Raw genomic sequence first — 12,075 nt, 5'->3', positions numbered from 1 at the left:
CAACAGCGGTCCTCACATCGGCCCGGTCGCAGCGAAGCTGCCGCCGGGCCTTTTCGCGTCGCTCGCACAATCCACCGCCCACGCGCACATTCCACTTGCCTGCCGTGCCACGTCGAGCAATCACGTCACCGCCCCTCGTGAAAGCCGGGGGGTGGGGCGTCGAAACCTCTTTACGCATGCTCGGTCGCGACTTTGTCGAGGCCGGGTGGCATGCGCGCATGTCCAGCCGGCAACGGTAAAGGCGCATGCGCCTGTGCGTAACAGGTTTCGAACATCCGGCTTCGGGCCGTCGCTCCGAGAGGACATAGGTGCGACGAGGAAGCCATCGGCAGATAGCGGCGCGCCCCAGAGGGGAGATGCGCGCATGACGCTGGTGCTGCTGGATAACGATACGACACAGGTGGTGCGGCGCGTGCCGCAAGGCGAGGCACGCCGCGAGGCGGTGCTGCGCGACCTCATCGCCGAACACCCCGCGCTGCTGCCGGTCCACGACCTCGACCCGAGCTACGGCCGCCTGGTCACCGTGACGCGCGAGCTGTCGATCCCGGGCGTCGGCTTCGTCGACGTGCTGCTGATGGACGAGGCCGGGCGGCTCGTCATGGTCGAGTGCAAGCTCTGGCGAAACCCGCAGGCGCGCCGCGAGGTGGTCGGCCAGATTCTCGACTATGCCCGCGAGCTGAGCCGCTATGGCTATGAGGATCTCCAGCGCCAGGTGAGCATCGCCACCAGGCGGCAGGGCAACGTGCTCTATGCGCTGGCGCAGGAAGTCGGTGGCACGCTGCCGGAGGCCGAGTTCGTCGACCGGGTGACGCGCGATCTCGCTGCCGGGCGCTTCCTGCTGCTGGTGGTCGGCGACGGCATTGCCGAGGGCACGCGCCGGATCGGCGAGTATCTGCGCGACCAGCCGGGGCTCGCCTTCGGTTTCGGGCTCATCGAAATTGCCGAATACCGCCACACCGACGCCGGCGGCACCGAGCACGTCATTATGCAACCGCGCGTGCTCGCGCAGACCGCGATCATCGAGCGCCACGTCATCCGCAGCGAGGTACCCGGCATCGTCTTTGATGCCGTCGACAGTGCCGCCGCTGCGAGGCCGACAGGCGGCGCGACCACCAGCACGGCTAGCAACACCGCGCCAAGGGCCGTGACCGAGACGGGCACCCGCTGGCGCAGCTTCGTTGAGCGCTTCGCGACCGACACCCGCTTCGACGATCCCGGCCAGCCGCCACCGAAGAACGGCGGCAACGGCTGGATCAGGGTGCCGCTGCCCGACGGTCTCTACATCAACGTCTGGCGGAGCATGAACACCGGGCGCATGGGCACGCAGGTTCGCTTCGCGGGGCCTGAACAGCGCGCCGCCTTCGAGGCGCTGCTCGCCGAGCGCGAGATCATCGATGCGGAGTTCACCGCGCAAGACCTCGAGCCGCCGAGCTGGGAGGACGGCGAGGTCGCGCAGATCAACCTGTCGATGCCGGCACCACAACCCTGGACGGACGAGGTCGAGGCCGAGCAGCGACGGTGGCTCGGCGCCCGCGCCAACCAGCTCGTCAACTCCCTGCGCCCGCGCCTCCAGAGCAACGGCCGGGAGATGGCAGCGTGAGCAAGCACACCATCTTCCTCCCGGCGGTCGCCGCGGCCATTGCCCTGCTGGCGACACCGGCGCTCGGCGCCGACAAAGACAAGCCCGAGCATCTGTACGGTCCCGAGCCGACGTGGGAGCAGTTCCGTAGTCTCGCCGAGGCCGGCATCCAGGCACGGCTGATCGATCCGGAGTCGGCGCGGATCAGCTGGTCGGCCGGCTTCTTCAAGGGCATGTTCCGTCCGTTCCTCGAGGGCCGCTACCATGGCTACGTGGCCTGCGGGACCGTCAACGCCAGGAACCGGATGGGCGGCTATGCCGGTGCCAGCGGGTTCGTCGTCGTCATCGACTATGACCGCGTGCTCTACGCCGCCATCGAGCGTGTGCTCGGTGGCCTCGTCGAGGCACCCTGCGCCAAGATGGCGCGCGCCGGGCAGTTCCCGCCGTTACCGGCAGGCGCAATCACCGCGAGCGTGATGGGGGCGGCACCGGCGCCTGTTGCGGTAACAGCGGCGGCACCAAATACGCCGACGGCGACCGTCAGCGCCGCCTCCGGTCTCAGCCTGCGCGCGATGCCCGATGGCGCCTATATCAGCGCGGTCACGCCCGACTCGCCCGCCGCGCTCGCCGGCCTCAAGCCCGGCATGGTCGTCGCCAGCGTCAACGCCATCCCGCTCGCCGGCATGGGCGATGCCATGCTCAAGGTGGTCGACGCGGCCGGCGTGACCGCCTCGCTGGCGATCGTCGGTGGGCGAACCGTTACGCTTGGAGCCAAGCCATGAAGGCCGGATTGGCGGCGGCCGCGATACTGGCAGTGGCCATGTCGGCGCCCGCCACTATCGCTGCCGCCAAGGGCAGCGACTATGTCTATGGGCCCCCGCCCGAGTGGAACCGCTACAAGGAGGTGGCCGAGGCAGGTGTCCGCGCCCGCCTACCCGATTCGCAGAACTGGGCCATCGAGTGGCCGAACGGCTACCTACGAACGAGCTGGAAGCACAAGGGCCGCTTCGACGGCTACGTCACCTGCGGCATCATGCGCGCGATCGCGCCGGTGACGGACCGCAACCCGCGTACGCAGTTCGTCGTGGTGGTCGATCACGACGCGGTGAAGACCGTCGACATCGGCCAGCGCGGTCCCAGGACGATCGTGAACTTCCTGTGCGACAACGCGGTCGCGACGGGTGGCCTTCCGCCGGCACGGCTGATGCCGACCGCGACGAACGCCTCGACCAGCACCACCGCCGCCGGCCCCGTCGTCGCCGCTGACGTTCCGGCGACGCCGTCCGGGCTGAAGCTCCGGATCATGCCGGAGGGCGCCTACGTCGGCGAGGTCCTCGCGGGCTCCGCCGCCGCCAAGGCTGGGATCACGCCGGGCCTCGTCATCACTCACGCGAACGGCATCGCGCTCGCCGGCATGGGGCTGGCGATGGCGCAGGTGGTCGGCAGCGACGTGGCCACGATGACCATCGAGACGGCCGCCGGCACCCGCATCGATCTGCGCCGCGCGCCATGAGCTTTTCCGCTACACTCTGTCGATGATCGATCGGGCGGCTTTAACGGACAATGCGCGACCGAGCGCCGCCGCGACGCCGCGCCGTACTGGCTTGTCCAAGTCGCGGATCGCCATCTTCGAGCAATGCGCCAAGCGGCTGTGGCTGTCGGTGCACCGTCCCGAGCTCGCACACGAGGGGGCGGCGACGACGCGCTCGTTCCGCATCGGCCACGAGGTCGGCGCTGTCGCCTGCTCGCTCTATCCCGACGGCATCATGATTGATGCGAGCACGGGCTTGGCAGACGCTGCTCGCGCGACTTCGGAAGCGCTACGATCGCCCGACCGCCGCCCGATCTTCGAGGCGACCTTCATCCACGACAACGTCGTCGTGCGCGTCGATCTGCTGCTGCCGGACGGCGACGGCTGGCACGTCGCCGAGGTGAAGAGTACCACGCGCGTCAAGCCGTACCAGCGCGCCGATCTCGCGACGCAACTCTGGGTGATGAAGGCTTGCGGCGTGTCGGTGACCCGCGCCTCGGTCCGCGTCATCGACACCCGCTTCGTGCTGGAGACGCTCGGCGACTATCGAGGCTTGTTCGTCGACGTGGACGCCGACGAGGCGGTGACGAGCGCGGTCGCAGCCCGACCGGCGATGGTCGCCGCCGCCAACGACACGCTCGCCAGCGACGAACCGAACATCGGCATCGGCGCACATTGCAGCGAGCCCTTCTACTGCTCGTTCGAGACCTACTGCCGGCGAGACCTACCGGCGCCGCCTGCGTGGCCGACGACACTGCTGCCGGGCGCCGCCGGCAAGGCACTCGCCGGCACGCTCGCCGTGCTCGGCATCGACGATCTCACGCAAGTCGACCCTGCGATCGTCACGAGGCCGCTCCTTCAACGTGTCCAGCAGGCCACGCTGAGCGGCACCGCCTACCATGATGCGGCCGGTGTCATCGCCGACGCGGCAGGCTGGTCCTACCCGCGCACCTTCCTCGACTTCGAGAGCATCGCCTTTGCCGTGCCGCGCTGGATCGGCACGCGGCCCTACCAGCAGGTGCCGTTCCAGTTCTCCGCGCACATCGATCAAGGCGATGGCGAGTTGGCACACGCCGAGTTCCTGTCGACCGACGGCAATGATCCGCGACGACGATGCGCGGAGGTGCTGGCGGCGTTGCCGACCAGCGGTGCCGTGATCGCCTGGAACGCGTCGTTCGAACGCGCCTGCCTTTTGGCGCTAGCTGACCATGCTCCTGAACATGGCGAGGCGCTGCGCTCGCTCGCTGCCCGGCTCGTCGATCTGCTGCCGGTCGCCAGGCGGCACTACTACCATCGCGACATGCGCGGAAGCTGGTCGATCAAGGCGGTGCTGCCGACGCTCGCGCCCGAAATGGACTATCAGACGCTTGATGGTGCCCGCTCCGGCATCGAGGCGCAGGACCTCTATTTGGAAACGATGGCGCCGGACACCTCGGCCGCTCGGCACGGCGCGATCCGGCGCGAGCTGCTCGCTTACTGCGAGCGTGACACGCTGGCGATGGCCGTCGTGCTCGTGCGGCTGTGCGATCCACCCACCCGAGCCACCACGGTCACCCACTACCAGGACTGGCCCGAGGGCACGTTGCCGTCGTAGTAGCGCGACGTTCGCCGCGGCCGCGACGGTCGTTGGCGGCGACCGCTCGCGTCGAACGTCTCCTCGACCCACCTGCTGTCGCGGAAGGCGAACTCGCAGAATTGCACCAGCGCATCGACCAGATCGTCGTTGCGACCTTCGGGAAAGGCGAGCCACTCGTGCTTGAGCACTGGCAACCACTCGGCGCTGGCCGGCAACAGGAAGTCACCGGTCTGGAGCTGTACCGTGCAGCCCGCGAGCCGATCCTGCTTGGAGAGGCGTGGTGTGGGACAACGGAGGGTGCCAGGTAGGTCCGCTTCCCTCACCTGATCGAAGAGCGCGTGCCCGATCGAGGCACCCTCGATGATAAGCGCGTCGGCGCGCCACTGCTTATGCCAGCCGATCACGCGCTCGGTCAGCTTGGTGAAGGCGAGCTGCGCGCGAATGACATCGAGAAGGTACCATTTGCCGTCGCGATAGCCCCAGGTCATGCCGGCCGAATAGTCCGAGGTGATCCGCTCGGTGATCGCCGGATCCCAGCTCTGCACGATCTTGTGGAAGAAGTTGCGCGGTGGTCGCTCGTCGTACTGGCCGAACCAGTTCAGATCCATGAGGCCACCATCGGCGACGACGGGGTTCTGCTGGAACTGCGCGCCGAAATGGCGCGAGCCCATCGTCAGCCGGACTTCCTCGAGATACTCGGCCGACGCCAAGGCAGGGGCGAGAACCGTGCCTTTGCGTCGCTGCCAGATGCGTCCGCGAGGTAAGGGAATGTCCTCGTCCTGCTCGGCGTAAGCGGGCAGGTTGAGGTGGTGCCACTTGCCCGTGCGCAGCGCCCAACCGGCGAGGTCATCCTCGTGGATGCGCTGCATGACGATGACGATGCGGCCGTCGACCAGATTGTCGAACCGGTTGACGAACGTCGTCCGGAACGTCTCGATGGCTTTCTCCCGTTCCACCGGCGACAGGCTCTCGCCAGCCTTGTGGAAGTCGTCGACGATCAGGAAGTGGGTGCCGAGCCCGGTCATGGCGCCGGCCTTGGAGGCGGCGCGCAGGCCACCGCCGCTCTCCACCTCGAAATAGTCGGTCCGGTCCTTTCCGCGCTTGATCGTCGTGGCCGGGAACAGCCGACCGTAAGCCTCGTCCTTGACGATGGAACGGGCCTTGTCGACGAGCGGGATCGACAGATCCTGCCCGTAGCTGACGACGGTGATCTTGGCGGCGGGATCGTGGCCGAGCACCCAGGCCGGGAACGAGCCGGAGACCAGCTCCGACTTGCCGTGCCGGGGCGGCAGGGTGATGACCAGCCGCTTGAGGTCGCCGCTGGCCAGTCGTTCGAGCACGTGGACCATGGCATCCACGTGCGGCCCGGGCGAGATGCGCTCGCCGCCGTGCATCATGCGGAACGCCTCGGCGTGGAACGCGCCGAGCGAGCGGCGGGTGATCTCGGCTGCGAGATGCCGCCGGGCCGCCGGCGACAGGTTGGTGGAGGCGCTCATGACAGATCCTCCTCGCCGAACGTGTCGTCACCCGGGCCGAGATCATCGTCCATTGCCGACTGGTCGCCAGGAGATGGATCTTCTTCCGGCAGCGTGCGGTCGGTTTGGCGGAACACGGGTTTGGCCGGCAGGCCATAGTCGTCGAGCATCTGGTCGATGAGCTGCTGCTCCCACTCCTCCATCGCCGGCGTGTCTTCGCGGACGACCGCCTTGCGCACGGTGGCCATGAACAGCTCGAGCAGCATCTGCTGCGCCTTCACCCCGCCCTTGGCGGCGCCGGCTTTCAGCAGCTGGACGGCGAAGGTGCCCATGTTGAGCGTGACCTCCTCGCCGTTTACCTTGGCGGTGAACTCGGCGAGCACCTCCTTCTCGAAGGCTGCCTCCGGCGAGAGCTTCTCCTTCGGCTTGGGCCCACGCGGATTGCCGGACTGGCCCTTTTGCCATTGATGCTCCTTCGGCGGGCGGTTCCTACCGACCAGATAGTCGTCGCCGTCCCAATTGGACCCGGTACGATCCACGACGTGGTGAGCGCGCTTCGCGGGCAGCGACACACTCGCCGCCGCGAGCGGCTGTACCGCAGGGGTTGGGGCGGGCGAGATGCCACGGATACGACGGCGTACGACAATAGCATCCGGATGGGAGGCGGAGGCCTCCAGGCTGGCCTGTGGCTGATGACCGGGAGTCGGTCTCGAGGCAGGCGTCGGAATGGCTGTGGCGACAGAGGGGGCGACAGGAGGGGTACCCCGCTTGGCGGGGTCGATGCGACGAATAGGCATAGGGACCTCAAGGGATCGATGGGCGAGTAGGCGGAGCAATCAGGCGGCGCGGCGTGTGCGCGGACGGACGACGATGTCGGGGCGGGCAGGCGATGCGTCAGGTGGCGCCGCAGCTGAAGCATCAGCCACGGCGTCGCGCTCGGCCGCCCGCCGGAGCGACACTTGCTCCAGCGTCTCGCCCGTGGCCTGAAGCACCACCTTGCCGCCGGTGGCTTGCTCCCAGCGGTGCAGGATAGTATCGACGTAGAGCGGATCGAGTTCGACGCCCCGGCAGATACGCCCGGTGCGCTCGGCGGCGATCAGCGTGGTGCCGCTGCCGAGAAAGCCGTCGAGGACGATCTCGCCGCGATGTGACGCATCCTGGATCGCATCCGCTACCATCGCGACGTTTTTGCAGGTCGGGTGCATGGCGAGCTGCTCGGCCCGGTCCGGCCCGAAGCTGTTGACGCCCGCGTAGAACCAGCAATTACTCCGCGACCGACCGAAGCGACCCAGTTGTATGTTATTCCGATGTGGTGCATGGCCTTTCTTGGCAATGAAGCAGAGTTCATGCTGCGACCGGTAGAAGGCACCCATCGCGGGCGAAGCCTTCACCCAAACCGCGATGTTGAACAACTGCAACGACGCAGCTCGGATGCCGGACATCATCTCCCAGACGTGTCGCCAGTCCATATACATATAGAGTAGCGCACCATCCTGACAGAAGGCGGCGAGAGCGGTGATGCTCCGGCTCAAGAAGGTGACGAACTCGGCTTCGCTCATCTCGCCGCTGGCTTGGGCGAACTCACGGTGCTTGTTCTTGCCCAGACCGCTGACATTGTTCTGGATCTTCACGTTGAACGGGTGGTCCGTCATCACCATGGCGGCGCGATCTTCACCCATCAGCAGGGCGATATTCTCCTCTTCCAGCGATGAGCCGCAGAGCACCCGGTGCGCGCCCGCTTCCCAGATGTCACCGACCCGCGCGACCGCGCTGCCGGGCTCGCCAACCTCGACCGGCGCGTCGTCGGGATCTTTCTCGTCGGCGGTGGCCGCGCCCTGGATGAGGTTGTCGATCTCCGGCGTTTCGAACCCGGTCACCTCGTACGCCAGGTCGATGTCGAGCGAGAGCAGGTCGGTGAATTCGGCCGCCAGCTCGATCTGGTCCCACTCGGCCTTCTCGCCGAGCTTGTTCAAGGCGATCCGCAGCAACCGCACCTCGCTGTCGTCGAGGTGCTCGACGCGCAGTGTCGGCACTTCGATATAGCCGAGGCTCCGCGCCGCCTCGAGAATGCCCTCTCCGGCAACGACGACAGTATTGGCATCCACGAGGATAGGCAGAACGATGCCGAAGCCTTGCACCGATGCGACAAGCGCGCGCTTGGCCGCAGCTGACCGCTTGCGCAGACGACGGTCGTGCAGAACAAGCTCACCGACCGGCAAATAGTGGATGCGGTCGAGCCGCACGTTGTGACGAAGCTGCTGGATGTCGGGCGACACACCGCGCCCACCTCCAGACGTAACTGGACTTACCATATGTACAATCCTCCGAGCGGGAGCAGCAACAAGTTGCACGCGCGGAGGAAGATACAGGGAGCTACCTGCCACCACGTTTGCGGTGCCGGTGCTCCCTTCCGGCAACGCTTAAATACGCCGCCCAAATAGCAGTTGCAATAAGAATCATTAGTTAATGCAAAAAACTAAGGACAGACTACTTTCATTGTCAATCGGACGACTTCAACACCTGTAATCTACACTTGTAGAACGCAGCACATCAGCAGCGTTATCCCGTGCGCCTCCTGCCGTTTCCCTGTGGGTTCCCTGCCGCTTCCCTGTCGAGGGACGCAGGGAAAGTGAGCTCAAGGCACTGTATCAGTTGCACATTGTTAGAGTTTTCAGCCCCCCTAAGCATCGAATTGGGCGATCTTGGCTGCCAAATGGCCCTCGGCAGCGAAGAATGCGAGACGCAGCGAAAGCGCGAATGTGTGCTCGCGAGTGATTTCATACTGCGCGCGGTGGCCTTGGATTAGGAAAGAGGTGCGTGGGGCGAGAGGCGGATCGATGCCGCTCCTGCGATACGGTCGCCAGCCCGAGACGCGCGGACGCGTGCCATTTTCAGGCGATTGCAGGGAAGAAGTGGGTGGAGTTCAGCCTAAGTGGCGGAGGTAACCGGCCCCCAAGCCTCAATGCGGTACCGCGCGACTTAGATTTCGTACCGCATCGGTCCGACACGGAGAAACCGAGCGCGAAAATGCATATTGTTGGTTTGCAGCTGACTCTCTGCAGTACCGAACCAAACTCAACACCCGCGAATTTGCGCGGTTCTGCCGCCTGAAATTGGCGAAAACCGTGGCATTGCAAAAGCTTGAAGACTTGGTGGCGGAGCGGGAGGGATTCGAACCCTCGATACGCTTTTGACGTATACTCACTTTCCAGGCGAGCGCCTTCGACCACTCGGCCACCGCTCCGCATATACCCGGATGTCGTGCGCCCTAGGACGGGCGGCGGGATCGTGCAAGCGGTTGCGCGCGGACGATTGTCGGGGCAGCCTGTGCGTCATGCCGATCGCCCTCCTCGCCGCACCCTTGCTCGCGCTTCTTCAGGCGACGCCTGCCGCCGCCGTGCCGCCCGCGCCGTCGGACGCGTTGCCGGCCGACTGGGTGACGATCCCCGACGACGAGATCGTCGTCTTCACGCTGCGCGGCGGCGGCACCGTCAGCATGCGGCTGGCGCCCGGCTACGCGCCCGCGCACGTCGCGAACGTTCGCCGGTTGCTCGCCGCGCGGTGGTGGGATGCCGGGGCCAGCGTCTACCGGGTGCAGGACAATTTCGTCGCGCAATGGGGCGACGCAACCGAGAAGAAGCCGCTGCCCGCCGGCGTCGTCGCGAGCCCGGCGGCGGAATATGAGCGGCCCGGCAACAGCGCGGTCGCGCGGCTGTCCAAGGCCGATCCCTACGCCGCCTGGGCGGGCTATTCGGCGGACGGCTGGCCGCTCGCCGGTGATGCCACGGCGGAGTGGGTGCCGCACTGCTACGGCACCGTGGGCGTGGCGCGCAACCTGGCGCCCGACACCGGCAGCGGGGCCGAGCTCTACGCGGTGACGGGGCAGGGGCCGCGCGCGCTCGATCGCAATATCGCGGTGGTCGGCCGCATCGTCGACGGGATCGAGCGGCTGTCGGCGCTGCCGCGCGGCACCGGCGATCTCGGCTTCTACGCCACGCCCGAGGAGCGGTTGCCGATCGTCTCGGCACGGCTGGCGAGCGAGCTGCCAGCCGCCACTCGCCCGCGATTCCAGTACCGCCGCACCGACAATCCGCGCTTCGCCGCCTGGATCGTCGGCCGCGAGAACCGGCGGAACGACTTCTACACCAAGCCCGCCGGTGGGGTCGACATCTGCGCCGCGCTGCCGCCCGTTCGCCGCGCGCCCGACGCCGCCGGTTTACAGCCGGGCGCCAATCGCTAGGGTCGCGCGCACGCGCCCAGCAAGCGGCGCCGGGAGGATGATCCAGCACCATGGCCAGCGTACCCTCGGCCCCTGTTCCTGACCACCGCACCCTGTTCGGGCACCCGCGCGGGCTGTTCGTGCTGTTCTTCGCCGAATTGTGGGAGCGTTTCTCCTTCTACGGGATGCGCGCCATCCTGGTGCTGTTCCTGACCAAGCACTTCCTGTTCACGGAGGAGCCCGCCTACGCGATCTACGGCGCCTACACCTCGATGGTGTATATCGGCCCGATCATTGGCGGTTACCTGGCCGACAAGTTCCTGGGCGCGCGCAAGGCGGTGCTGGCAGGCGGCATCCTTATAACGATCGGCCACGCGCTGCTCGCGCTGCTGGAGGGACCGCGGGGCGAGCAGGGGGCGGCGCTGCAAGGCTTCTACCTGGGGCTAGCGTTCATCATCGTCGGCACGGGCTTCCTCAAGGCCAACATCTCCGTGCTGGTCGGCGGCCTGTACCCGCGCGACGACGTGCGCCGCGACGGGGCCTTCTCGATCTTCTACATGGGCATCAACGCCGGCGCCTTTGTCGGCCCGATCGTCGTCGGCATCCTGGGCGAAACGGTGGGCTGGGGCTGGGGCTTCGGCGTCGCGGGCATCGGCATGGCGCTGGGCCTGATGGTGTTCGTGCTGTTCGGCCGCGAGCTGCGCGGCGTGGGCGAGCCGCCCGAGCCCGCGGCGCTCGCCCGGCGTACCGGCCTGGGCCTGTCGACCGAGTGGCTGATCTATCTCGGCGCGCTCGTCGGCGTCGCCGTCTCCTGGTACCTGGTCGGCTCGCAGGGGGCGGTCGGCACGTTGCTGATCGTCGCGTCGATCGTCACCATCGGCTACATCTTGTGGACCGCGGTCGCCAGGCTGCCGCGGCAGGAGCGCGACCGCATCTTCGCCGCCCTGTTCCTGATCGCGCTCTGCCCGCTGTTCTGGGCCCTGTTCGAGCAGACCGGATCGTCGCTGAACCTCTACACCGACCAGGCGGTCGACCGCACGTTCCTCGGCTGGGCGATCCCGGCATCGGTGTTCCAGTCGGTCAACCCGTTCTTCATCATCACGCTGGCGCCGATCTTCGGCGCGCTGTGGGTGAAGCTGGGGCGGCGCGGGCTGGAGCCGTCGGCGCCGTTCAAGTTCGGCATCGGCCTGATCCTGGTCGGTGCGGGCTTCTTCGCCCTGATCCTGGGCGCACCGGCGCAAGGGCTGACGCCGGCTCTGTTCGTGATCCTGCTCTACGCTTTCCACTCGGCGGCGGAACTCTGCTTCTCGCCGATCGGCCTGTCGTCGATGACGCGGCTGTCGGTGAAGAGCATGACCGGGTTGATGATGGGCACCTGGTTCCTGGCGACCGCGGCGGGCAATTTTCTCGCCGGCCTCATCGCGCAGGCGACCGGCGGCGAGGGCGCGGGATCGGCGCAGGTGCTGGAGGTCTATGGCCGGATCGGCTGGTTCGCGATGGGGATCGGCGTCGTCGTGCTGCTGGTTGCGCCGCTGGTGAACAAGCTGATGCATCTCGACACGCTGGGTGTGGAGGACGAGCATGCACTGGCCGGCGACACCGCGATCGGCGAGCCGGCGGCAGCGGGCGTGCGGACGGAAGGCGAGAAGAAGCCGGGATATTGAGAGCTATTGTCATGCCGGGCTCGTCCCGGCA

General features: G+C 67.1%; 9 protein-coding genes and 1 tRNA gene. 6 read left to right on the top strand and 4 right to left on the bottom strand.

The genetic code is table 11. From position 1 onward, the window contains the following. Positions 1-364 precede the first annotated feature (364 nt). Genes BM145_RS11430 through BM145_RS11415 form a run of 4 tightly spaced genes read left to right on the top strand, consistent with a single transcriptional unit; the run spans position 365 to position 4,704 of the window. Positions 365-1,600 (top strand): PDDEXK family nuclease, encoded by a 1,236-nt coding sequence (locus BM145_RS11430; protein ID WP_093333771.1) that lies wholly within the window; start codon positions 365-367, stop codon positions 1,598-1,600. After that, on the top strand, positions 1,597-2,361 hold the full coding sequence (locus BM145_RS11425) for a PDZ domain-containing protein (protein WP_093333770.1): 765 nt from the start codon (positions 1,597-1,599) through the stop codon (positions 2,359-2,361). The genes BM145_RS11430 and BM145_RS11425 overlap by 4 nt, the downstream gene beginning before the upstream one ends. Further along, positions 2,358-3,092 (top strand): PDZ domain-containing protein, encoded by a 735-nt coding sequence (locus BM145_RS11420; RefSeq protein ID WP_093333769.1) that lies wholly within the window; start codon positions 2,358-2,360, stop codon positions 3,090-3,092. Before BM145_RS11425 ends, BM145_RS11420 begins: the two co-directional genes overlap by 4 nt. Positions 3,093-3,114: 22 nt before the next feature. Next, the gene (locus BM145_RS11415; protein WP_093333768.1) at positions 3,115-4,704 is read left to right on the top strand and encodes a DUF2779 domain-containing protein; all 1,590 of its coding nucleotides are present in this window, start codon (positions 3,115-3,117) and stop codon (positions 4,702-4,704) included. Here the strand turns inward: BM145_RS11415 and terL are convergent. From terL to BM145_RS11395, 4 genes are all read right to left on the bottom strand, one after another. Further along, entirely contained in the window at positions 4,668-6,182 is a 1,515-nt protein-coding gene (gene terL, locus BM145_RS11410; RefSeq protein ID WP_093333767.1) for a phage terminase large subunit, read from the bottom strand. The genes BM145_RS11415 and terL overlap by 37 nt on opposite strands. Further along, complete coding sequence (locus tag BM145_RS11405; protein WP_093333766.1) at positions 6,179-6,733, bottom strand: DUF5681 domain-containing protein; 555 nt, start codon at positions 6,731-6,733, stop codon at positions 6,179-6,181. The genes terL and BM145_RS11405 overlap by 4 nt, the downstream gene beginning before the upstream one ends. A gap of 264 nt (positions 6,734-6,997) precedes the next feature. Continuing rightward, complete coding sequence (locus BM145_RS11400) at positions 6,998-8,437, bottom strand: site-specific DNA-methyltransferase (RefSeq protein ID WP_177200180.1); 1,440 nt, start codon at positions 8,435-8,437, stop codon at positions 6,998-7,000. Positions 8,438-9,314: 877 nt separating this feature from the next. After that, positions 9,315-9,405: transfer RNA gene (locus BM145_RS11395), tRNA-Ser, on the bottom strand. Between the two features lie 90 nt (positions 9,406-9,495). Here BM145_RS11395 and BM145_RS11390 point away from each other — a divergent pair. Further along, positions 9,496-10,401 (top strand): peptidylprolyl isomerase, encoded by a 906-nt coding sequence (locus tag BM145_RS11390; RefSeq protein WP_093333764.1) that lies wholly within the window; start codon positions 9,496-9,498, stop codon positions 10,399-10,401. 50 nt (positions 10,402-10,451) lie between these two features. Beyond that, positions 10,452-12,044, top strand: a complete 1,593-nt coding sequence (locus BM145_RS11385; RefSeq protein ID WP_093333763.1) for a peptide MFS transporter — start codon at positions 10,452-10,454, stop codon at positions 12,042-12,044. Positions 12,045-12,075 lie beyond the last annotated feature (31 nt).

This window comes from Sphingomonas rubra, assembly GCF_900115745.1.
Lineage (GTDB): Bacteria > Pseudomonadota > Alphaproteobacteria > Sphingomonadales > Sphingomonadaceae > Sphingomonas > Sphingomonas rubra.
Note: the sequence above shows the minus strand (reverse complement) of the source record. Positions and strands in the feature narration are given on the sequence as shown.